Source organism: Arthrobacter sp. BC5, from assembly GCF_056680255.1.
Map to the genome: position 1 here is coordinate 2,424,867 of NZ_CM155273.1, position 23,126 is coordinate 2,447,992.

Below are 23,126 nucleotides of genomic sequence, written 5' to 3' on the forward strand. Positions count from 1 at the left end.
GCCGCCGTGCAGACTAGGATGGAAGGCTTGTCGGCGGCCCGGACAAGCACCGGGCGGTCTCCCGAGGCACCATCAAAGGATTGCGCAACCATGACCCACCCCACGACACCGGCCGGAGCGACGGCAGGACACGCGTTCGACGGCACCAGGCTCGACGGCACCAGGCACGACGACGGACTGCGGGCTCCCGGGCTCGTGGCGCGCTCGCTCGCCGAGGCGGTCGGCGCGTTCCTCGTCATCCTGGCCGGCCTCGGCGCGACCATGCTGGCCACCGAGACCTCGCTCGAGCCCATGCTGGTCTTCGGCTTCGCCGTCGTCGCGGCGATGATCGCCTTCGGTCACGTGTCAGGCGGTCACTTCAACCCCGCCATCACCATCGGGTCCGCGGTCGCGGGCCGGACGGACTGGAGGTCCGTCGCTCCGTACGTCCTGGCCCAGGTGCTCGGAGCGGTCGCTGCGTCGGGGCTGATCTGGCTCGTGCTCAGCGCCAACTCCCAGCTCACCACCATCAGCGACTTCTTCAGCTCGGCATCGAACGGCTTCGGCGAGCACTCGGCGGCGCAGTTCCCCCTGACCAGCGCGTTCCTGCTGGAGGTCGTCGCGACCGCACTCCTCGTGGCGGTCTTCCTCGGCGCGGGTTCGCAGCGCGCCCGGCGCGACCTCGCCCCCTTCGCCGTCGGCCTCACCTACGCCGGACTGCTCTCCTTCCTCCTGCCGGTCACCAACGGCGGCATGAACCCGGTCCGCGCCGCCGCTTCGGCGATCTTCGCCGATCCGTGGGCACTGGGTCAGCTGTGGCTGTTCTGGGTCGCCCCCGTCGTCGGCGCACTGATCGCGGGACTGGTCTTCCGCAGCGTCGATACCGCGGCGCCGGCCCGCCGCAGCGACGCACCGCTGGACGGTGTGCAGGCTCCCGCCGGCGCCGCCGGACAGCAGCACGGCTCACGCGTCGACGTCCCGACGGCCGCCCACAGCAGCGGCTCCGGCGATACGGCGTCCGGCGACGCCGCATCCTTCTTCGACGAGCCCGTCCGCGACGCGCGCGGGACGACGTCCGGTGACGACGCCCCCGGTGCCTCCGGACCGGCCCGCTAGCGCCATTTCCGGCCCCGCCGCGCGCTGAACCCTCGATTGTCGGCGCGCGGCGGTAGCGTGAAAATCATGAGGATCCTCCACACATCCGACTGGCACCTGGGCCGATCGTTCCACGGCACCGGGACCCTCGGCGCCCAGCGGATCTTCGTCAACAACCTCGAGAAGACCGTGCGGGAGGAGGCCGTCGACGTCGTCCTGGTGGCCGGTGACGTCTACGACCGCGCCCTGCCCGCCGTCGACGTCGTCGCGCTGTTCGACGAGGCCCTGGAGCGGCTGACCGTCGCTGGTGCTCAGGTGGTCATCAGCAGCGGCAACCATGATTCGGCGACGAGGCTCGGCTTCGGCGGCCGCATCCTGGCCCGCGGTGGCGTGCATCTGCGAACGCGCATGGAGGACATCGGCGTGCCGGTGACCTGGCCGTTGGGATCCGCTGCCGAGCTCGCGGTCTACGGCATCCCCTACCTCGAGCCCCGCGTGGTCGCGGACGGCCTCCAGGCCGATGCGGCCACGCACACCGCGGTGACCCGTGCAGCGCTCGACCGCGTCCGGGAGGACCTGGTGCTCCGGAAGGCCGAGCAGCGTGTCGTGTCGATCGTCATGGCCCACACGTTCGCCGCGGGCGGCGCTTCCTCCGACAGTGAGCGCGACCTCGCCATCGGTGGTCTCGGTGCCGTGCCGCTCTCGCTCTTCGACGGCTTCGACTACGCCGCGCTCGGCCACCTGCACGGTCGGCAGAAGCTCTCGGAGACGGTGCGCTACTCGGGCTCGCCGCTCGCGTACTCCTTCTCGGAAGTCGACCAGAACAAGGGAGCCTGGCTCCTGGACGTGACGCCGGACGGGGTGCGCCAGGTCCGCGCCGTGGAATGGCCTGCCGCGCGCGAGCTGGCCGTCCTCAGCGGCACGCTCGAGGACCTCCTGGGCCGCGAGGACCTCCAGTGGGCCGAGCACGCGTACTGCCACATCACCCTCACCGACCGCGAGCGGCCCGCCCGCGCCATGGAGCGATTGAGGACACGTTTCGCTGACACCCTCGTGCTCGCCTTCGCACCCGAGGGAGGGCAGCAGGACGACGCCCGCACCTACAGCCAGCGCATCGCGGAGGCGCGCGACGACGCCGACATCTGCTGCGGCTTCCTGGAACACGTCCGGGGCAGGAAGGCCTCACCCGAGGAGCAGGCGCTCGTCCGGTCGACCGTCGACGCAGCGCTGAGCCTCGCCCATGAACGGTAGGAACGTCCCATGAGACTGCACCAGCTCGAGATCCAGGCCTTCGGACCTTTCGCCGACCGGCAGAGCGTGGACTTCGACGCGCTCTCGAGCCAGGGGCTGTTCCTCCTCAACGGTCCCACCGGCGCCGGCAAGTCGAGCGTGCTGGACGCCGTGTGCTTCGCGCTCTACGGCTCGGTGCCCGGAGCCCGCCAGGCCACCAAGAGACTGCGCAGCGACCACGCGGCCGAGTCCGTTGCTCCCGAGGTCTCCCTCGAGTTCTCCATCGCCGACCGCCGTTTCCAGGTGGTGCGGTCACCCGCCTGGGACCGCCCGTCGCGGAGGGGCAGCGGAACGACCACGGAGCAGGCACGCACCCTGCTCAGCGAGCGGATCGGATCCGAATGGGTGCAGAAGTCGGCGCGGAACGACGAGGCGGGGCTGGAGCTGCAGTCCCTGCTCGGTATGGACAAGGAACAGTTCACCAAGGTGGTGATGCTGCCGCAGGGCGAGTTCGCGGCTTTCCTCCGGGCCGACGCCAAGCCGCGGCGCGAACTGCTGCAGCGGCTCTTCTCGACCACCCGCTTCGAGGACCTCGAGGGATTGTTCGCGGAGGCGAGCCAGCGGATCGCCCGGAAGCTCGCCGAGCAGGAGGGGAAGCAGCGGAACCTCCTGCTGCGGGCCGTCGATGAAACCGAACGCCACGGCCTTGCCCCGGCGCCCACCGGTGCCGACCAGGGCTCCTCCGAGGATCCCGCCGTCTCGATGCGGGAGCTGGCTGCAGCCCTCGCCGAGCGCCGGGATGCGGCCGCCCTCGAGAGCACGGAGCTGGCGGAGCAGAGCGCACTCGCCGACGGCGCACTGATGCTGCTGCGACGACGGCGGGCCCGCTCCGAAGCCCTCGCCACGCTCAGGTCCCAGCGCGAGCATCATGAGGGTCGTGCGCAGGAGATCGAGGGCCTCGAGGACCTGGCGCGCCGTCACGACCAGGCCCAGGGACTGAGCGCCCTGCTGCGGCTCGATGACGAAGGCACGGAGGCACTCGGCCGTGCTCGCACGCTGCACGGCGACGCCCTGCTGCGCCTCCGGCGCAATGCCACGGCCGCCGAGTACCTGGAGACGGACGACCTGTCCGGGGACGAGGTGCCGCGCGGTCTCCTGAGCGAGGGCTGCGCGGCGTCCTCCTCCGCCCTGGGGGTCCTCCGCGCGGCGCTGCCGGACGAGCAACGGCTGCTGGACGTGCGGTCCGAACTGCAGTCCCTGGCAGGGAGGACCCGGCAGCTCGATGCCCGCATCGACGACGCGGGGGAGGTGATCGGCCGCCTTCAGCGCGAGCGCACGGCTGACGCCGAAGCCATCGTCCACCTGCGGCGGGCCGCCGACGGGCTGACCCACCTCCGAGCCGATCTCGCCGCGGCCGTGCGGGCGGAGGAGACGGTCGAGCAGTACCTCGCCGCCGCCGGCCGTCGCGATGCGGCCGAGTCCGGGCACGCGGCAGCTTCGGAGCGCTTCCTGCGGTTGAAGGAGGAGTGGCTCGCCAAGCTGCAGCTACGGCTCGAGCAGGCTGCCGAGGAACTCGCCGAGCAGTTGCAGGACGGACAGCCGTGCCCGGTGTGCGGCAGCGCCGAGCACCCGGCCCCGGTGACCTCCCCGGGAGGGGACCGCATCACCCTCGACGAGGAACAGTCCGCACGCCGCCTGCAGGCGGATGCCGAAGCGACCCTGCACGATGCCCGTGAGGTGCGGGACCGGGCACGCCTGGAGGTGGCGGAACTCGCCGCCCGCCGGGGCGACGCCGAGCCGGGGGACGCGGCGGCGCTGACGCGCACCGCCCGCCGCAGGCTGCAGGACGCCGAGGCCGCCCACGCCGAGTGCGCCGCTGTCGAGGACCGGATGCGACGCGCCACGGAGGAGGAGGAGAGGACCGGTGCGGTACGCGACGCCCTGCGGGATGAACGCGCCGCGGCTCAGTCACGGCGGTCGTCGCTGCTCGACCAGGAGGAGGCCCTCGCCCAGCGGCTCAGCGGCCTGCAGGGCAGCTCATCCTCGTTGGCGGCCCGTATCGACCAGGTCCAGGCGGCCTTCGACGACCTCGAGGCCGTCCGGGAATCCCTCGACGCCCTGGGGAGCGCTGCGGCCCGCCGGGAGGACAACCGCCGGCGCCTCGAGGAAGCGCTTCTCGGCACGCCCTTCAGCACAGGGGACGGAGTACGCGAGGCACTCCTGCCGGATGACCGTCATGCCCGCGCGGTGCAGGCCATCAGGGACCACGAGGTCCGCGGCCACCACCTGGACGCGGCATGGGACGACGACGGCATGCGGGAGGCCCTGCGCGAGGAACGCGACGGCGTGGCACCTCCCACCGAGGAGGACGAACGGCACGCCGGTGCTGCCGCCGACGACCTCCGGGCGCGCGCGCACCGGGCCGGCATCGGAGCGGAGGTGCTCGGTCACTCCGTCACGCAGCTGGACAGCTACGCCGCGCAGCTCGCCGACCTCGAACGCGACATCGCACCGCTGCGCGAAGAAGCGCGTCGGGTCTCGGCCGTCGCCGACACCGCGCGCGGCGGCGGGGAGAACCTCTACAAGATGTCCCTCGCGACCTACGTGTTGGCGTCGCGGCTCGAACAGGTCGCAGCCGCCGCCACCGAACGCCTGCTGCAGATGTCCGACGGCCGGTATCAGCTGGTCCACAGTGATGCCACGTCCGGGAACAGGAGGTCGGGTCTCGGCCTCAACGTGATCGACGGCTGGACGGGTAACAGGCGGGACACCTCGACCCTCTCCGGGGGCGAGTCCTTCATGGCCTCCCTCGCTCTGGCGCTCGGGCTGGCCGACGTGGTGCAGCAGGAAGCGGGCGGTCTGGATATCGAGACCCTCTTCGTCGACGAGGGGTTCGGGTCCCTGGACGACCAGGCGCTGGAACAGGTCATGGACGCCCTGGAAGGGCTGAGGAGCGGTGGCCGGGTCGTGGGCCTGGTGAGCCACGTGCCCGAACTCAAACAGCGGGTGCCGGCGCAATTGCAGGTCCTGAAGGGCAGGCAGGGCTCCATCCTCCGCTATGTGGAGCAAGCGGTCGGCATGTAAACTTGTCGGGTTACCGGGTCGGGCGCATCGGGAGGGGGGACGATGCGCATTCGCTGCACCCGGAAAGCGCATGTACACGATCCCTTCACCGGCCTCGCCGGAATCCCCTCCGCCTGCGGGCTCGTCCTCCGGGCCGGCACCCGACCGACCCCGGCGCTCCCGCCTCGGCAGGTTCGGTGTCCTCCCGCAGCTCGCGGGAACCTCGTTCCTCGTCCTGGGCCTCTTCGCGAGGCTTCCGCTCGCGATGCTCACCGTGGGCGCCCTGACGCTCGTCACGACCGCGAGCGGATCCTATGCGGCAGGCGGGTTCGCGGCGGGCGCCGTCGGTATCGGCTCCGCGCTCGGTGCCCCGCTCCTCGGCTTCCTCGCGGACAAGCGCGGACAGCGGATCGTCCTGCTCGCCTCGGCCGTGCTCAACACCGTGGCCATCGCCGCGCTGCTGGTGGTGACGCTGACCAGCGGCGGCTTCACCGGTAGCGCCCTGTCGCTCGTCCTCGCGGTCTCCTTCGCCACGGGCTTCACCTGCCCCCAGATCGGCCCGCTCGCCAGGGTCCGGTGGATGGCGATGACGCGCCGCACCCCCCGGTCCTATCTCGACACGGCGCTCTCCTACGAAGGCACCGCGGACGAGCTCACGTTCGTCCTCGGCCCCGCCCTCGTGGGACTGCTCGCGAGCCTGATCGCTCCGTGGCTTCCGCTCGCCCTGGCCGCAGCCCTCACCATCACGCTGGTCAGCGCCTTCGCGGTGCACCGGACCGTCGCGTTCAGCGATGACGCACCGGCTGCCGAATCCGCCGGGAGGGGAGAAGACGCGAAGAGCGGGGCGCCCCGGGTCTACCGGCCCGTGCTCGTCCTGCTTCCCGTGGCGGGCATGATCGCCATCGGCACCTTCTTCGGCTCCACGCAGACGTTCCTCACGGCGTTCGCCGGGGACTTCGGCGTGGCCGAGTCCTCCGGACTGCTGTACGCCGTGATGGGACTGAGCTCGGCGTTCGCTGCCCTGTCCGTGGCCTACTGGTCGCAGCGTTTCGGCCACACCGGCCGGTGGATGGCATCGGCAGCGGGCATGGCGGGAGCTGCCGCGGCATTGGCCCTCCCGCACTCCATCCCCGCCATGCTGGCCGTGTTGTTCGTGCTCGGGGTCTTCGTCGGCCCGACCATGGTCACCATCTTCTCCATCGGCTCCGCCGTCGCCCCGGGGCACAGGTTGGGCACCGTCATGACGCTGCTCGCGAGCGGCATCGTCGCCGGTACCGCGATCGGCTCGGCCCTCGCCGGAACCCTCGCGGAAGCCGCCGGGGCGGCCGGCGCCGCCGTCGTCCCGGCCTCGGCGGCGGGGGTCCTGCTCGTCCTCGGAGCCGCGTCCGCCGTCGCGCTGCGGCACACGCCCCGTCCCTGATCCTTGCTCCGGACAACGATCAGCCTGCTGTCAATTGCCTCGGGGCGAGCATAGGATCGAAGGACATCCGAGACACAGGAGGAAGCATGACTACCGAAGGCACCGGGCAGAACGACACGGACGACACGGACGGCGTCGGCCCGGAAGGAACGATCCCCGTGAGCGACGACGGCGTGGCGGCCGGATCCACCGACGAGGCGAGCAACTTCGAGCCCGAAGAGGACGACGGCGGCTCCTAGGAGCGTCGCGGGGGCCCTGCGACGGCTGCGGACCACGCCGGTGGGCTGTCAACAGCCCACCGACCCGAGCATCAGCTGCTGCTGGAACTCAGCTGATGCTCGGGGCGCGCGTCGGTGGATCGGGTATGTGGATGTTGCCCGTGAAGACGCCACCGGTGACGACGTCGGCCTCCTGGGGCGCCGCCGAGACAGCCTCCGCCGAGGGGCCGGCGGTGGGACTATGGCCACCGAAGTGCTCGTCGGAGTCGTTCCGGAGGTGCAGGGCGACGTCGTGCGCGTACGGCCTGTCGGCCGGATTCCTCGACGTCATCCGGCGCAGGAGATCGCTCCAGTCGGCGCCGAGGGAATCAGGCACCTCGGGGTCGCGCAGCAACCTCGCCAGCGCGGCCTCGACCACCGGGCCGGGAAAGGCCTTGACGCCGGTCAGGCACTCGAGCAGGACGAGCCCGAGGGAGTAGATGTCGCTGCGCTCGTCCAGCGGCTCGCCCTTGGCCTGCTCGGGGCTCAGGTAGTTCGCAGTACCGATCGTCGCACCGATGGCCGTGGCCATCGTGGCCTCGACCATGCGGGCGATACCGAAGTCGGTCAGCTTCGCGTACAGGCGCGTGGCGTTGTCCCCGCTGTGGAACATCAGGATGTTGGCCGGCTTGACGTCCCGGTGCACCACTCCCTCGGAGTGGATGTAGGCCAGCGCATCGGCCAGGTCCGCGCCGAGCTGGGCGACGTCCTCGGCGGGAAGCGCGCCGCGCTTGAGCAGATGCCGGAGGTCCTCGCCGTCCACGAGTTCCATGACCAGGAACCCCGTGGTGCGGCCCTCGTCGTCCTCGTGGATGCCTGCGTCGTGGAGCGTCACGAGACCCGGGTGGTTCAGGGTCGAGAGCAGCATCGTCTCCGTGTGCTGGCGTCGGTAGTTGTCATCGTCCGCCGTCGTGGGGTTGAAGATCTTGATGGCGACATCGCGACCAAGGTTCCTGTCCACGGCGCGGTACACGGAGGCGGCTCCGCCGACGCCGAGCAGATCGGTCGTCTGGTACCGGTCAGCAAGGAGCACATCCATGGGTGTCCTCCCGCTGCAGGTTATGGGTATCGATCAACGCGAGCCTCACCATAAGGCTGCTGATCAGTTCCAGTATAACGCTGGTGCGCCGCCTGAGCGCGGCCGCGACGCACGCGTCGGCGGACATTCGCGCAGAAATCCTCAGGCGAGGAACGCGACGGCTGCGTCCTTGAAGGCCCTGGCGGTGATGGCATTCGCATGGTTCCTGCCCGGCAGTGTCGCGATCCTCGCCCGTGGGGCCCAGTCGCCGAGGTCCTCGATGCCGACGCTGTACTCGTCCCGGTCGCCCGAGACCAGGAGGAGTGGCATCTTCGGTACGGCGCCCTGCGGGTCGAACGGCTCCGTCTTGATCGCGGAGACCATCGCCAGGAGCGAGGGAAGGTCGTTGTGCGGGCCCGCCTGCGCCATGCGCAGGAGGTCGGCGGTGACCGGGTCCCGCGGCGGGGCGCCGCCGGCGAGGAAGCGCTCGGCTCCCTCGAGGTCGAAGGCAGCGAGCGGGTCCCCCGTCCCCGGCCCGCCGAGCACCATCCTCCGGACGATCTCCGGCTGCGTGGCGCCGAACTCCCATGCCAGCCGCGAGCCCAGGGAGTAGCCGATGATGTCCACGCCGGAGGTCGGGTCGTCCTCGCGGAGGGGCAGCACCCTCTCGTCGAACAGGGCCTGCAGGATGTCCGCCCGCATGCGACTCGGGGCATAGGCGGCGGCATCGTCCGGTGCGGCGCTCTCCCCGTGTGCGGGCAGGTCGACCATGATCACGCTGCGCCCGGCATCCCCGAGGAAGCGCACCCAGCCTGTGTCGATCCAGTTCTGCCGGGACGAGGAGCCGAAGCCGTGCAGGAGCAGGATCGGCGGCAGGGAGCGCGGGTCCGCGGCATCACTGCGCGTGATGGACAGGTGGGGGTCGACGCCTTCGACGGCGTGCACGGCGTGGTGGTCCATGACCCCATCGTAAGGGCGGCAGAGATATGTGCACCGTTGAACACATCCCCGCCGCGCGGCCCTCGGGCCGACGACTGTGACTTTAGACACTTTCCTCGCGCGGGGCAACCCAGGGGTGCGTTCGGCACGCACTGCGACGCACGCGGTGCAGCGGGCATGCCGGACGTCCTGACAGCTCAGCGTGGATAAGTTATAGTCATTCTGACCCTAACAGGGGGGATGATGCGGGAGGCGAAAGGGCCGTCATGCACAGCTCGGCCAACGTCTCGGAGCGCCAGGCACAGGCGCCCTCCCTCGCCATCTCCACCGTCATCTTCGCGCTCCGTACCGACGCCGGGTCGGGGCGGTCCGAGATCTGGCTCCCGCTGGTCCGGCGCATCCGGCAGCCGCACCACGGGCGCTGGGCGCTGCCGGGAGGACCGCTGGGCGGCCAGGAGTCCCTGCAGGACGCCGCGGCGCGGAACCTGAGGGAGACGACGGACCTCGAGCCCACCTATCTCGAGCAGCTGTACGCTTTCGGCGGCCTCGACCGGTCCGCCACCCAGCGCCTCGTCTCGATCGTGTACTGGGCTCTCGTCCGGCCGGACCAGGCCGACCTGGCCCGGGATTCCGAGAACGTGCGGTGGTTCCGTGCCTCCGATGCGTCCGGCCTCGCCTTCGACCACGACGAGATCGTGGCCTACGCCCTCCAGCGACTCCGCGGAAAGATCGAGTACGGCTCGGTCGCGTACCACTTCCTGGGCGAGCGCTTCACGCTCGCCCAGCTCCGGGGCGTGTACGAGGCGGTGCTCGGCAGGCATCTCGATCCGGCGAACTTCCGGCGCCAACTCCGATCCGCGAAGGATATCGCCGCGACGGACGAGGTGCTGCAGGGCGGGCGCAACCGTCCGCCGCGCCTCTACCGGTACACCGGGGCACCCGCCAAAACCCTGACGTCGGCGACCCGAGAACCGACCTGATCCGGTGCCACCGCACCCGTCCCCGCTCCAGCCTCGACTCCGACTCCGACTCCGGCCGCACCACGCCGGCCCCACTCCAGGGAGAAGCACATGTCCGTCACCACCGCCATCCAGCTCATCTCACGCGACGAGTCGGAAGGGGCCCCGTCCACCTCGACATGCTCACCCGACCTCGCCCGCGATCCCTGGTCCTTCGACGCCCTTCCCACGCCGGATTACGGCCCCGGGGCATCCATGGGAGACGCAGCCCCGCCCGGGACTCCGCGCCAGGGGGAACTTCCGGAGGAGTACAGGACCGCCTCGGCCGAGGACCTCGACCGCAGGATCCTCGCGGCGAAAGCGCTCCTCGGCGAATCCGCCGTCATCCTCGGGCACTTCTACCAGCGCGACGAAGTGGTGAAGTACGCGGACTTCGTAGGGGACAGCTACCAGCTCGCCCGCGCCGCCACCGAACGGTCCTCCGCCGAGGCCATCATCTTCTGCGGAGTCCACTTCATGGCGGAGACCGCGGACATGCTGTCGACGCCGCAGCAGGCCGTCATCCTGCCCAACCTCGCGGCGGGCTGCTCGATGGCCGACATGGCGGACATCGACTCCGTCTCCGAGTGCTGGGACCAGCTCACCGGGCTCTTCGGATCCGAACCGGGCGCCGACGGCAGGCAGCCGGTCATCCCCGTGACGTACATGAACTCCTCCGCCGCGCTCAAGGGCTTCTGCGGCGAGAACGGCGGGATCGTCTGCACCTCGTCGAATGCCGCCGCAGTGCTCGAGTGGGCGTTCCAGCGTGGACAGCGCGTCCTGTTCTTCCCTGACCAGCACCTCGGGCGCAACACCGCCAAGGCCATGGGGGTGCCGCTGGAGCAGATGCCGATGTGGAATCCACGCAAGCCGTGGGGCGGCACCGACGAGCAGACGCTGCGGGACTCCCGCGTGATCCTCTGGCACGGCTTCTGCTCGGTGCACAAGCGCTTCACCGTCGCGCAGATCGAGAAGGCACGCGCGGATTTTCCGGGGGTACGCGTGATCGTGCACCCCGAGTGCCCGATGCCCGTGGTCGATGCCGCCGACGAAGCCGGCTCCACCGACCACATCCGGAAGGCGATCGCGGCCGCCGCGCCGGGCAGCACCTTCGCGGTCGGTACGGAGATCAACATGGTGAACCGGCTCGCGGCGCAGTACCCCGAGCACACGATCTTCTGCCTCGACCCCGTCATCTGCCCGTGTTCGACGATGTACCGCATCCACCCCGGGTACCTCGCCTGGGTGCTGGAAGGACTCGTCGAGGGCCGGGTGTTCAACCGCATCACGGTGCCCGACGCCGTGACCGCCCACGCCCGCATCGCCCTGAACCGCATGCTCGCGGTGCAGCCGTGACACTGCGCCCTCCGGTCCGGGGGCCGGGCACCCGTCCCGGTGCCCGCCGCGCCGTCGTCGTCGGCGGCGGTGTCGCCGGGCTGCAGACGGCGCTCACGGTCCGGCGCCTCGACGCCGGCTGCGAGGTCGTGCTGCTGACCAAGGCGGACCTCGTCGAGAGCAACACGAGGTACGCGCAGGGCGGTATCGCCGCCGTCGTACCCCACGGGCCACAGGCGGGGGGCGCCGCGACGGAGGAGGGGGATGCCGACACGGTGGAGGCACACATCGCGGACACGCTCGCGGCCGGTGCCGGCCTTGCCGACCAGCACGCCGTCGCGGTCCTCTGCCGGGGTGCAGCGGACGGGATACGCACGCTGCAGGAGGCAGGGGTGGCCTTCGACACCGCGACCGGATCCGTGGCACCCGCACTGGGCCGCGAGGCGGCGCACTCCGCCGCGAGGGTCCTGCACATCCGCGGTGACGCAACCGGCGCCGGCCTGGTAAACGTCCTCGTCGCCGCCGTGCGCAGCGACGCGGGGATCCGCGTGCTCGAGAACGCCGTCGTGACGCGGGTGCTGCTGGATGGTCGTCCCGGAGACGCGCCACGCGCCACCGGCGTCGAACTGCTCCAGGGCGGGGAGGTGCGCCGGGTGGGAGCGGACGCCGTGGTGCTCGCCACCGGCGGAGCGGGCCAGCTCTTCGCGCACACGACCAACCCGGCGATCGCCACCGGCGACGGCGTGGCCCTGGCCTGGCGGGCAGGCGCCGTGGTCGCCGACCTCGAGTTCTTCCAGTTCCACCCCACCTCCCTGGACGTCCCGGGAAACCCGCTCGTCTCCGAAGCCGTCCGCGGCGAGGGCGCGCGACTCCTCGATGGCCGAGGCCGGGCGTTCATGGAGGACTACCACCCCGACGGAGACCTGGCGCCGCGCGACGTCGTCTCCCGCAGCATCGCCCGCCACCTGGCCCGCGCCAGGGACACGGATACGCCCAGGGATACGGACACGGTGCAGGCAGCGCGGGTCTGGCTCGACGCGACCTCGCTCGGCGGGGCATTCCTGGCGGGCCGTTTCCCGTTCCTCACGGCGTTGACCGCCCGGTACGGGTTCGACTGGTCCTCCTCCCCGGTGCCGGTGGTTCCGGCAGCCCACTACTGGATGGGCGGCGTACGGACGGACACGGACGGGCGGACCTCGGTCCCCGGACTCTTCGCAGTGGGTGAGGTGGCCTGCACCGGCGTGCACGGCGCCAACCGGCTCGCATCGAACAGCCTGCTCGAAGGAGTCGTCTTCGGTGCCCGGTGCGCGGCGGCGATCGTCGACGGCGGGGGAGGAGCGCCGCGGTTCGACGCCGAGTTCCTCGACCTCGAGGCGGAGGCGACGGCCACGCAGGACTTCACGCGAGCGGACCTGCAGTCGCTCATGTCCGACCACGCCGGCGTGCTGCGCACGGGGGACGGGCTGGACCTCGCCCGCAAGCACCTGGCCGCGTACCGGACGGATTGCGACCCGGAGGCGGCCAACCTGCTGCTGTGTGCGCGGCTCCTCGTGCACGCGGCGACCGGCAGGGCCGAGTCCTGTGGAGCCCACTACCGCTCGGACCAGCCCGACCATGCCTCCCGCCCCGCCCTGAGCCGGTCCTACGTACGAGCCCAAGGAACAACGCCATGACCCGGATCGCACCCAGCCCGTCAGCCACGACAATGATGGCCGCACGGCCGCCGCAACACATGATCGACGCCGTCGTCGCCGCGGCCCTCGCCGAGGACGCCCCGTGGGGCGACATCACCTGCCAGGCGCTCATCGATCCCGGCCGGACCGCGACGGCGACGGTCACGGCGCGCGAACCGGGGATCCTCTGCGGTACGGCCGCGATCGAGGCCGCGATGCGCCTGACCGACCCGCGCATCCGCGTGGCCTTCCCGCAGGAGGACGGCACCCGCTTCGGCGCCGGCGACATCCTCGCGGAGATCAGCGGACCGGCGGCGGGTATCCTCACCGCGGAACGCACGGCCCTCAACATCGCGCAGCGCCTCAGTGGCATAGCGACGATGACGAGGGCGTTCGTCGATGCTGCTGCCGGCACGCGCGCGCGCATCGTCGACACCCGGAAGACCACCCCCGGGCTCAGGGTGCTGGAACGCTGGGCCGTCCGATGCGGGGGAGGCTTCAACCACCGCTCCAGCCTCTCCGACGCCGTCATGGTCAAGGACAACCACCTGGCGCTCCTCGCGGTCGACGGTTCCGTGGCCCTCACCGAAGCACTCCTGGCGGTCCGGGACCGGCTGCCGCACACGGTCCACGTGGAGGTCGAGGTGGACCGGCTGGACCAGATCGAACCGGTTCTCGCCGCAGGGGTGGACACGATCATGCTCGACAACTTCACTCTCGACGATCTCGCGGAGGGTGTGCGCCTGATCGGGAGAAGCGCCCTCACCGAAGCCAGCGGCAACGTCGGGCTGGACACGGTCGCGGCCATCGCGGCGACGGGCGTCGACATCATCTCCGCGGGCGCCCTCACGCACAGCGTCCGGTCCCTCGACCTCGGCCTGGACTTCGCTCCCCAGCCCACCGCGGCGTCGGCACGTCCATGATCTACCTGGACGCCGCCGCCACGGCGCCGGCACGGCGCGAGGTCCTCGAGGAGATGTGGCCCCTCCTGACGGCGACCTTCGGCAATCCGTCGAGCCACCACACCTATGGTGAGGCCGCCGCGGCGCACTTCTCGCGGGCACGCTCCCGCATCGCGGTGCTGCTCGGCTGCAGGCCCTCCGAAATCATCTTCACGTCGGGCGGCACCGAGGCCGACAACCTCGCCCTCAAAGGCATCGCCCTGGCCGCACCGCGCGAGCGCCACATCGTCACGAGCGCCATCGAGCACCCGGCGGTGCTGGAGGCCCTGGCCTACCTCCGGACGTTCCACGGGTTCCGCGTCACGATCGTGCCGGTCTCGGACACGGGCCTCATCTCCCCGGCGGCGCTGGCCTCGGCCCTGGAGGTCGGCACGACCCTGTGCACCCTCATGTACGCCAACAACGAGGTGGGCACGGTCCAGGACATCCCGGCGCTGGCTGCCGTCTGCCACCGCGCCGGCGTGCCCTTCCACACCGACGCCGTGCAGGCCGCGGGCTGGCTGCCGCTGGACGTCGACCGCCTGGGGGTCACGGCCCTCAGCATCTCGGGCCACAAGCTGGGCACACCGAAGGGGATCGGCCTGCTGTACCTCCGGGCGGGCACGCCGTGCGAGGCCGTGCTGCACGGCGGCGGCCAGGAACGCGGACGCCGGTCGGGCACGGAGAACGTGGCCGGCGCCGTCGGGCTCGCGCGGGCCCTGGAACTCGCGCACGGCGCGCTCCCCGGAGCCGCGGACGCCGCGAGTGCTGCCCGGGACGTGTTCAGCGAGGCCGTCACCGACGGCGTCCCGGGGGCGGTCCTGACCGGCGACGCCGAGCACCGGCTGCCCAACCTCGCCTCGTTCTGCTTTCCCGGAGTCAGCGGCGAGGCCGTCCTCCTGGAACTCGAACGCCGCGGCGTCATCTGCTCGAGCGGGTCCGCGTGTGCGGCAGGTTCCGACGAGCCCTCCGAGGTGCTGCTGGCGCTCGGTGTGGACGAGGAGACCGCGTCCACCGCCGTGCGGTTCTCGTGGACGCAGGACACGCCACCCGAGGACCTCCGGCAGGCGGCCGGCGCCGTGATCGCTGCGGTCCGTACGGTCCGCTCCCTCGGCGCGGCACGTAGCCCCGGCGCACCGGCCGACGCCTAGACTGGCGGCACCGGACACGGCCAGGAGGGACACGATGCGGATCGCATCCACTAGGAGGGCGCAGCGCCGGTCGGGGAGCGTTGCGCGAACCATGGCCGCGGCAGCGCTCGCGGGGGGTCTCCTGGTGTCCTGTACCCAGGCGCCGGCAGGCACCGAGCCGTCCGCCCGTGCTTCCACCGCCGCGGCCGAGCCCGCCCCGGAACCGCTGCGCGAGGCGCGGGAGGGGTGGAAGGTCTTCACCGATCCCGCCCGGCTCGTGAGCTTCGAGCTTCCACGGGACTGGCTGGTGCAGCCGCTGCAGCCCGAACCCGGTGCCTACGCCCCCGACTCGCTGCACTACGCCGTCCGCACCCCCGAGGGAACCACCGCCGCCGAACTGCACTCCGGCATCCAGACCGCCGAGGCCCCCTGCCCGGAGGCGGAGAGGACGCCCTACTACGTCATCGGCAGCGAGCCGCTCGACCTGACCGGCGAACCGCCGGCCGCGTCGGACATCGAGCCCCGCTTCGTGGTCCGGCTGATCACGGGATTCCGCTTCTTCGGCGCGTTCGGCATCACGGACCAGCTGGGCGGTGCGGACGGACTGGCCTGCGCGCTGCCGAACACCGTGCAGGGCGGCGAGGGGCTCGGGCGGGTCAGTTTCGGCGACCTCGAGGTGCTGGTACCGAAGGCGCCGGCGAACACCGGGCCGCAGACGGTGTCCTTCGGGACCATCGGGGAGGCGGAGGCGTACTACGGCACCCCCGAGTTCGCGACCATCCGCCAGATGATCCAGTCCCTCAGGATCGCTGCACCGCGCCCCGCCTAGGCCGCATCAGCCCGCCGGCTGCAGGGCCGCGTAGTCGACCCCGGTCAGCTCGACACTACGGTTCCAGAGCCGCGCGGCGGTGTCCCGATCCAGCACCCGGGGCACCGGAGCGACGAGGCGGGGGGCGCCGCGGGTCTCACCGGGGCCGGACGGACCGTAGTAGTCGCCACCCCTGACGTCCGGTGCAGTGGCGGCGTACAGCGTGGGCAGGGCGCCCTCGGCATCGGACTGGCCCATGAGCCTGAAGAAGCCGCCGAAGACGTCGAGCACGGCCGGCGCCTGCATCCCCGCCGTGAGGTTCGTGTTCGCCAGGCCGGGATGTGCCGCCACCGAGGTCAGGTCCCAGCCCGCTGCCCTCGCTCGCCTGTCGAGTTCCACCATGAAGTAGAGGTTGGCGATCTTGCTCTGCCCGTACGCCCGCCACCGGCGGTAGCCCCGCTCCGACTGCAGGTCGTCGAAATCGATGCGTCCCCGCTTGTGGGCGAGGCTGGAGAGTGTGACGACACGCGCGGATCGGGCCTCGTGGAGGTTCGGCAGCAACAGGCCCGTCAGCGCGAAGTGGCCGAGGTGGTTGGTGCCGAACTGCAGTTCGAAGCCGTCCGCCGTCGTGGACTTCGGGGTGGCCATCACTCCGGCGTTGTTGACGAGGACGTGGACCGGCCCGCTGAGGCCGGCCGCGAAATCACGGATGGAAGCGAGGCTCGCGAGATCGAGAGTGCGCGCCTCGACCTGCTCGGTGCCGGCCAGCGAGCGGACCGTCTGCTCCGCCTCGCGCCCTCGCTGTCCGTTCCGGCACGCGAGCACCACCTCGGCGCCCTTCCGTGCGAGCCCGACGGCGGTCTGGAGTCCCAGCCCGCTGTTGGCGCCGGTGATGACCACGCGCCTGCCCGTCAGATCGCCGATGGCATCCGCTGTGAAGTCGCTCATGGTGTTCCTTCCTGCTGGTTCGTCCTGCCGGGCCGTGGTGCCCGCCGACGTCGGAGGTTACCGCCCCGCAACAGCATAGAGTTGGAGGCGATCCAGCCGCCTACCGGGAGCAACGAACCATGCGACGTACCGTCTCCGCCGATCTGGTTGCCGTGACGACGGCGGGCACCGAGGTGGTCCTGTCGATCGCCGTGGCGGGCCCGGCCGGTTACGAGGCGGTGGAGGAGGAGCTGTCGGTGCTCGTCGACGGACGCCCGGCGGACCTCCGCGAGCGGGAGGACGGGGACGGCACGAGGCTGCATCTGCTCACCACCCCCGACGCCGCGTCGCTCGACGTCCGGTACCGGGCGACCGTCACCGGCTCGGCGGCGGCCGCGCCCAGGGACGACGTCGACCTGGTGCGCTACGTCCGTCCGAGCCGCTACTGCGAATCCGACAGGATCCTGCCCACGGCCTACGCCCAGTTCCCGGACGTACAGGGTGCGGACCTCGTGCAGGCCGTACGGGACTGGGTGGCCGCGGAGCTGTCCTATGTCTCGGGGTCCTCGCGCTTCACGGACAGCGCCGTGGACACACTCCTGGCCCGCAGGGGAGTCTGCCGGGACTACGCGCATCTCGTGATCGCCCTCCTGAGGGCCCGGGATATCCCTGCACGCCTCGTATCCGTCTACGCGCCCGGTCTGAGCCCGATGGATTTCCACGCCGTCGTCGAGGCCTGGGTGGACGGGGCATGGCACGTGGTCGACGCGACCGGTCTTGCGCCGCGCGCCTCGATGCTGCGCATCGCGACCGGGAGGGACGCGACGGACACGGCGTTCCTCTCGACGATCGGGGGCGCGCTGCAACTCTCCAGCCTGTCGGTGACCGCCACGGTGGATGAGCTCCCCGTGGAGTACGCCGCCGAGCGGCTGGCGCTGGGCTGAGCCCGACGGCGCTCCGTTCCGGGGCTCACTGCCCGAGGCCTGCATTGATCCTGTCCGTCAGCGCCCTGAGCTGATCCATCTCGGCCGGCCCGAGGACCGGTGCCAGCACCTCCTGGATCCGTTGCACATGGGCGGCACCGATCCGCCGCTGCAGTGCCCTGCCCTCGTCCGTCAGCGCCAGTTCGACGCCGCGCTGATCATTCTCCGCCGGCCGCTTCCGCACCAGGTTCTTCGCCTCGAGGCGATCCACCATGCGGCTGAGGCTCGGCTGGCTGATCAGGAGGTGGTTGTTGAGTTCGTTCAGGCGGGTCCAGCCGGTCGGGCAGCGGCTCAGGTTGAACAGGACGTCGTACTCCCCGATGGGCAGCTCCCGGAAGACCGGATCCTGCCGGATGCGGCGCATCACGCCCACCTGTGCCCGGAACAGCGACTCCCAGGTCTCGGACGCCTGCCGCACCGAGGAGGGGGTGGGCCCGCCTGTGCCCGCATCACCGTCGGCGGCTGCCGGGGCGCCGCTGAGCTGCGCGTGGGTGTCCATCTGGTCAGCCATGGCTGCTCCCGGCCTCCTGCCGGCACCGCCGGCATTTAGATACATTTGCATCTAGTATACGCTCCCGAGGTGCCGTCGGACAGCCGTGTCAGGGTGCTGCGCTGCCCCCGCGGCGCAGTGCCCGTTCCTCGCGGCGGCCCTCGATGAGCCGGTAGAGCACCGGGACGAGGATGAGTGTCAGCGCGGTCGAGGACACGAGTCCACCGATCACGACGACGGCGAGCGGCTGCGAGATGAATCCTCCCTCGCCGGTCAGTCCGAGGGCCATCGGTGTCAGCGCGAAGACGGTGGCGAGCGCCGTCATGAGGATGGGGCGCAGTCGCTGCCGTGCGCCCTCGCGGATCGCATCCGGGACCCGGAGGCCGGGCATCCCGTTGCGGGGCAGGCGGTACTGGTTGATGAGGTCGATCAGCACGATCGCGTTGGTGACCACGATGCCCACGAGCATGAGCATGCCGATGAGCGAGGGCAGCCCCAGCGGGATGCGCGTGATCAGCAGGAGGGCGATGGCACCCGTGGCGGCGAAGGGGATCGACACGAGCAGGATCAGCGGCTGCACGAGGCTCTTGAACGTCGCGACCATGATGACGTAGACGATGGCGACGGCGGCCCAGAGTGCAAGGAACAGCTGGCCGAAGGATTCCGCCTGCTGGGTGGACGCTCCGCCGACCGTGGCGGTCGCACCGTCGGGCAGGTCGATGCCGTCGAGGCGTTCGTTCACCGCCGTCGTCAGGGTGCCGAGGTCGTCACCGGCGGGCGTGATGGACACCCGTGCCGTCCGCTCCCCGTTCGTGCTCGTGACCGAGAGCGGTACCTGGACCTCCTCGACCGATGCCACGGCGGACAGCGGGACGGGGCCCCGGGCCGTCGGGATCTGGAGGGTACGGAGCTGGTCGAGGCTCGTGATCGGCGTACCCTCGCCGATCAGCACCGGGAAATCGTCCGCTTCGAATCGCACGGAACCCGCCGGGACCGGGCTGATGCTTCCCCCGAGGAGGCCGGCGATCTGCCCCTCGCTCAGGCCGGCGCCCACGGCGGCGGCCCGGTCCACATCGACCTGGACCTGCGGCTGCGCGGCCGAGAGGTTGCTCGTGACCTCTCCGGCGCCGTCGAGTCCCTGCATGCCGTCGAGCACGGCGGCGTTCGCGGTCTCGAGGTCCTCGGCGACCGGAGCGGTGATATCGATGTCGATGGTGCTGGAGGTTCCGAAGCCTCCCTGCTGGCTCGACAGGGAGAAGGTGCCGGCGTCCTGCAGTTCTTCGAGGTCCTGGCGCACGGACTCCTGCAGCGCTTCCTGGTCCGCATCCTCCTCGGTGATCACCGTGAAGGTCGCCACCGAGGCTCCGCCGGAGAACCGGGCGGCGAAGGCCCCGTCGGCGTTGCCGACCGTCAGCTGGACGTCGCGGATCTCGGGCACGTCGGCCAGCACCTCCTCCGTACGGCCGGCTGCCTCGGTGGTCGTGGCGAGGCTCGTCCCCGGGGTGAGGGTCTGCGTGATGGAGAAGCTGTTCTGGCCGGAGCCACCGAGGAGGTTCGTGGGGAGGAACGGGACCATCGCGGCGGTGGCGCCGAGGATGATCAGCCCACCGACGAGCGTGACGACGGGGTGGCGTTGGGTTCCCGCGAGGATGGGGAGGTAGCCGCGCTGGAGGCGGGACGGACGTTCCGCGAGCGGAGCCTCGACGGTGCTGTCCTCCGGGACCGTCACGGCATGGCGTGCCCCGCGGCTGCCCGGCGACGTCCGCGGCAGGAACCAGTAGGCGAGGACGGGAACGATGGTCAGCGAGACGGCGAGGGACGCCAGGAGGGCGATGCCCGTCGTGACGGCGAAGGGCCGGAACAGCTCGCCGGCGAGGCCTCCGACGAACCCGATGGGCGCGAAGACGGCAACGGTGGTCAGGGTCGACGCCGTGATGGCCCCGGCCACCTCCCGTACTGCCGTCAGGATGGCCTCGCGCTTCTCCTCGCCGTAGCCGAGGTGCCGTTTGATGTTCTCGATGACCACGATCGAGTCGTCCACGACGCGTCCGATGGCGATGGTCAGTGCACCCAGCGTCAGCAGGTTGAGGGAGTATCCCGCGGCATAGAGCCCGATGAACGTGATGAGGAGCGACAGCGGGATCGAGATGGCGGTGACGAGGGTGGAGCGGACCGAGAGGAGGAAGACGAGGATGATGAGGACGGCGAATCCGAGGCCCAGGATGCCCTCGGTGGTGAGGTCGTCGATGCTGCGTTCGATGAACGGCGCCTGGTCGAACACCACCGTGATGTCCGCCGCGTTGCCCAGCTCCGCCTCGAGATCGGGGACGAGGGCCACGATCTCCTGCGAGATCTCCACGGTGTCGCCGTCGGGTACCTTCGTCACCGTCAGCGCTAGCGTCTCCACGCCGTTGGTGCGGGTCACGGAGGTGGCTTCGTCGTCGGCCAGGGCGACCTCCGCGAGCTCGCCGATCGTGACCGCCGGGCCCGAGGGTGCGCTGCCCGACGACGGCAGGACCGGCAGCGCCTCGATGTCCTCGAGGGAGCCGATCCGGCTGCCCGCCTGGATGGTCAGGGACCGCGGGTCCTCCTCGAGCGTCCCCACGGGGAAGAGCGCTCCGTTGTCCTCGAGCGTGCTGGTCAGATCGCCGACCGTCAGCCCTGCCACCGCGAGGGCGCCGCTCCTGGGGAGCACCGCGACGTGCTGGGTGGTCCCCCCGGAGACGTCGGCGGTACGGACACCGTCGATCTTCTGCAGGCGGGGGACGGTCAGCCGCGCGAGGTCGCCGTTCAGTTCGCTGAGCGACTGGTCCGAGGACACCGCCATGAACACGATGGGCAGGTCGCTGATGCTGCCGGCGAGGGCCTGGGGTTCGACGTCCTCCGGCAGCGTGGGGCGCACCGTCGAGATCGCCCGGTCCACCTGGGCGCGCGCCCGGTCGAGGTTGGTGCCGTAGACGAACACGAGGCTGACGGTCGAGACGCCGGTGCGCGAGGTGGACGACGAGGACTCGAGGCCCTCGACTCCGCTCAGGGCGGCCTCGAGCGGCTCGCTGACCTGCTGGTCGAGGTACTCGGGCGAAGCTCCCTGCACGGTGGACAGTACCGTGATCTGGGGGAACTCGAGCGAGGGGATGAGCTCCTGCTTCAGCGATCCGAGCGTGATGACGCCGAAGACCGAGGCGAGGATGGTGATGAGCGCGATGAGCGCCCGGTTAGCCAGGGAGAGCTGAGCCAGACGGAACAAGGAACCTGCCTTCGATACTGACGGTTGACCGGCCGGCTTGCTCCGCCTGGTGCTACCTGAGCTTGAGGACCCGATCCGTCAGGGACTGGACCTCGGACGCGAGGGACGGGTTCTCGTTGAGCTTGACGCCGTACCCGGGCAGCATCTCCTTCAGCTTCGGCTCCCAGCCGGACATCCTGGCCGGGAAGCAGCGCTTGAGCAGTTCGACCATGATCGGGGCAGCCGTGGAGGCGCCGGGCGATGCTCCGAGGAGGGCTCCCACCGTGCCGTCGGCCGAGGTGATGACCTCGGTGCCGAACTGCAGCACGCCACCCTTCTTCGGTGCCTTCTTGATGACCTGTACACGCTGCCCGGCCGAGATCAGTTCCCAGCTGCCGCCCTCGGCGGACGGCAGGAACTCGTTGAGCGACTCGTTCTTCGCATCGCGGTTCTTCAGCACCTCGGTGATGAGGTACTTGGTCAGCGACATGTTGTCCTTGGCCACGGCGAGCATCGGCACGAGATTCGAGGTGCGGATGGACGACGGGAGGTCCAGGTAGGATCCGCGCTTGAGGAACTTGGTGGAGAATCCGGCGTACGGGCCGAAGAGCAGGGAACGCTCTCCCTGGACGTAGCGCGTGTCCAGGTGGGGGACGGACATGGGCGGCGCGCCGACCGATGCCTGGCCGTAGACCTTCGCGTTGTGCTGGTCCACGAGCTCCGCATCGGTGCATCGGAGGAACTGCCCGGAGACGGGGAAGCCGGCGAAGCCCCGGCCTTCGGGGATGCCGCTGCGCTGCAGGAGGTGGAGGGCGCCGCCGCCGGCACCGATGAAGACGAACTTCGTGGTCACCGTGGTGGTCTCGCCCGTCGCCCTGCTCTTGACCTTGACGTCCCAGCGGCCGTCGGAGGCCCGTGAGACGTCGAGCACGTCGAAGCCGTAGTGCAGGTCGACGCCGGTGCCCTCCAGATAGACGGTGAGCTGCCGGGTCAGGGTGCCGAAGTCGACGTCGGTACCGCCCTCGACGCGGGACGCCGCCACGGGCTGCGAGGGATTGCGGCCCTTCATGACCAGCGGGGTCCACCCGGCGATGGTGTCGTGGTCCTCGCTGTGTTCCATGGTGCTGAACAGCGGCTGCGTGCTGAGCGCCTCGTAGCGCCTGCGCAGGTATTCGGCGTTCGCCTGGCCCCAGACGAAGCTCATGTGCGGCACGGGGTTGATGAAGCTGCGGGGATCGCCGATGTGGCCCTCGGAGACCATGTGCGACCAGAACTGCCGCGAGACCTGGAACTGCTCGTTGATGGCGACGGCCTTCGCGGGGTCCACGGACCCGTCCTTGCCGGCAGGGGAGTAGTTCAGCTCGCACAGGGCCGAGTGGCCGGTGCCGGCGTTGTTCCAGGGATCAGAACTCTCCAGGCCGGCGACGTCGAGGCGTTCGAAGAGCGAGATGTCCCACTCGGGCTGGAACTGACGCAGGAAGGCACCGAGCGTGGCACTCATGATCCCGCCGCCGATCAACACGACGTCGGTGGTCTTGGCCGGTGTGCCCTGATTCTTAGTGGTCAACGTTGTCTCCAGTCGCGAGGTCCTAGCAGGGAAAGCCTAGCGTCTGG

General features: G+C 70.8%; 18 protein-coding genes. 12 read left to right on the forward strand and 6 right to left on the reverse strand.

The window, feature by feature from the left end:
• Positions 1-90: 90 nt before the first annotated feature.
• From AC1MFI_RS11265 to AC1MFI_RS11285, 5 genes are all read left to right on the forward strand, one after another.
• Complete coding sequence (locus tag AC1MFI_RS11265; RefSeq protein ID WP_479816927.1) at positions 91-1,095, forward strand: aquaporin; 1,005 nt, start codon at positions 91-93, stop codon at positions 1,093-1,095.
• Positions 1,096-1,161: 66 nt separating this feature from the next.
• The gene (locus AC1MFI_RS11270) at positions 1,162-2,325 is read left to right on the forward strand and encodes an exonuclease SbcCD subunit D (RefSeq protein WP_479816928.1); all 1,164 of its coding nucleotides are present in this window, start codon (positions 1,162-1,164) and stop codon (positions 2,323-2,325) included.
• 9 nt (positions 2,326-2,334) lie between these two features.
• Positions 2,335-5,388, forward strand: coding sequence for an AAA family ATPase (locus AC1MFI_RS11275; RefSeq protein ID WP_479816929.1), 3,054 nt, complete (start codon positions 2,335-2,337; stop codon positions 5,386-5,388).
• Positions 5,389-5,458: 70 nt separating this feature from the next.
• Positions 5,459-6,787, forward strand: a complete 1,329-nt coding sequence (locus AC1MFI_RS11280) for an MFS transporter (protein ID WP_479816931.1) — start codon at positions 5,459-5,461, stop codon at positions 6,785-6,787.
• An 86-nt stretch (positions 6,788-6,873) separates the two neighbouring features.
• Positions 6,874-7,026, forward strand: coding sequence for a hypothetical protein (locus tag AC1MFI_RS11285; protein ID WP_479816932.1), 153 nt, complete (start codon positions 6,874-6,876; stop codon positions 7,024-7,026).
• A gap of 88 nt (positions 7,027-7,114) precedes the next feature.
• On the opposite strand, the gene AC1MFI_RS11290 is transcribed toward AC1MFI_RS11285, so the two are convergent.
• Positions 7,115-8,083 carry a serine/threonine-protein kinase gene (locus tag AC1MFI_RS11290; RefSeq protein WP_479816934.1) on the reverse strand — a complete coding sequence of 323 codons (969 nt, stop codon included), beginning with the start codon at positions 8,081-8,083 and terminating at the stop codon, positions 7,115-7,117.
• 141 nt (positions 8,084-8,224) lie between these two features.
• Positions 8,225-9,022, reverse strand: coding sequence for an alpha/beta fold hydrolase (locus AC1MFI_RS11295; RefSeq protein ID WP_479816935.1), 798 nt, complete (start codon positions 9,020-9,022; stop codon positions 8,225-8,227).
• A gap of 245 nt (positions 9,023-9,267) precedes the next feature.
• Between AC1MFI_RS11295 and AC1MFI_RS11300 the strand changes: the two genes are divergently transcribed.
• The 6 genes from AC1MFI_RS11300 to AC1MFI_RS11325 all read left to right on the forward strand — a co-directional run bounded on the left by AC1MFI_RS11300 (position 9,268) and on the right by AC1MFI_RS11325 (position 15,907).
• A complete protein-coding gene (locus AC1MFI_RS11300; RefSeq protein WP_479816937.1) occupies positions 9,268-9,981 on the forward strand; it encodes an NUDIX hydrolase in 714 nt (237 codons plus the stop codon).
• 90 nt (positions 9,982-10,071) lie between these two features.
• A complete protein-coding gene (gene nadA, locus AC1MFI_RS11305) occupies positions 10,072-11,355 on the forward strand; it encodes a quinolinate synthase NadA (protein ID WP_479816939.1) in 1,284 nt (427 codons plus the stop codon).
• On the forward strand, positions 11,352-13,007 hold the full coding sequence (nadB, locus tag AC1MFI_RS11310) for an L-aspartate oxidase (RefSeq protein ID WP_479816940.1): 1,656 nt from the start codon (positions 11,352-11,354) through the stop codon (positions 13,005-13,007). Before nadA ends, nadB begins: the two co-directional genes overlap by 4 nt.
• A gap of 32 nt (positions 13,008-13,039) precedes the next feature.
• Positions 13,040-13,930, forward strand: coding sequence for a carboxylating nicotinate-nucleotide diphosphorylase (gene nadC / locus AC1MFI_RS11315; protein ID WP_479820857.1), 891 nt, complete (start codon positions 13,040-13,042; stop codon positions 13,928-13,930).
• The gene (locus AC1MFI_RS11320) at positions 13,927-15,099 is read left to right on the forward strand and encodes a cysteine desulfurase family protein (protein WP_479816942.1); all 1,173 of its coding nucleotides are present in this window, start codon (positions 13,927-13,929) and stop codon (positions 15,097-15,099) included. Before nadC ends, AC1MFI_RS11320 begins: the two co-directional genes overlap by 4 nt.
• Before the next feature lie 91 nt (positions 15,100-15,190).
• Positions 15,191-15,907, forward strand: a complete 717-nt coding sequence (locus AC1MFI_RS11325; protein WP_479816944.1) for a hypothetical protein — start codon at positions 15,191-15,193, stop codon at positions 15,905-15,907.
• Between the two features lie 6 nt (positions 15,908-15,913).
• Here the strand turns inward: AC1MFI_RS11325 and AC1MFI_RS11330 are convergent, their stop codons facing one another.
• Positions 15,914-16,834, reverse strand: a complete 921-nt coding sequence (locus AC1MFI_RS11330) for an oxidoreductase (protein ID WP_479816947.1) — start codon at positions 16,832-16,834, stop codon at positions 15,914-15,916.
• Positions 16,835-16,953: 119 nt separating this feature from the next.
• On the opposite strand from AC1MFI_RS11330, the gene AC1MFI_RS11335 reads away from it, so the two are divergent.
• Positions 16,954-17,757, forward strand: a complete 804-nt coding sequence (locus tag AC1MFI_RS11335; protein ID WP_479816950.1) for a transglutaminase-like domain-containing protein — start codon at positions 16,954-16,956, stop codon at positions 17,755-17,757.
• A gap of 25 nt (positions 17,758-17,782) precedes the next feature.
• On the opposite strand, the gene AC1MFI_RS11340 is transcribed toward AC1MFI_RS11335, so the two are convergent.
• The 3 genes from AC1MFI_RS11340 to AC1MFI_RS11350 form a co-directional block, all read right to left on the reverse strand.
• Positions 17,783-18,307 carry a MarR family winged helix-turn-helix transcriptional regulator gene (locus AC1MFI_RS11340; protein WP_479816952.1) on the reverse strand — a complete coding sequence of 175 codons (525 nt, stop codon included), beginning with the start codon at positions 18,305-18,307 and terminating at the stop codon, positions 17,783-17,785.
• An 88-nt stretch (positions 18,308-18,395) separates the two neighbouring features.
• Positions 18,396-21,533, reverse strand: coding sequence for an efflux RND transporter permease subunit (locus AC1MFI_RS11345; RefSeq protein WP_479816955.1), 3,138 nt, complete (start codon positions 21,531-21,533; stop codon positions 18,396-18,398).
• A gap of 52 nt (positions 21,534-21,585) precedes the next feature.
• Positions 21,586-23,079, reverse strand: coding sequence for a malate:quinone oxidoreductase (locus tag AC1MFI_RS11350; protein ID WP_479816957.1), 1,494 nt, complete (start codon positions 23,077-23,079; stop codon positions 21,586-21,588).
• Positions 23,080-23,126 lie beyond the last annotated feature (47 nt).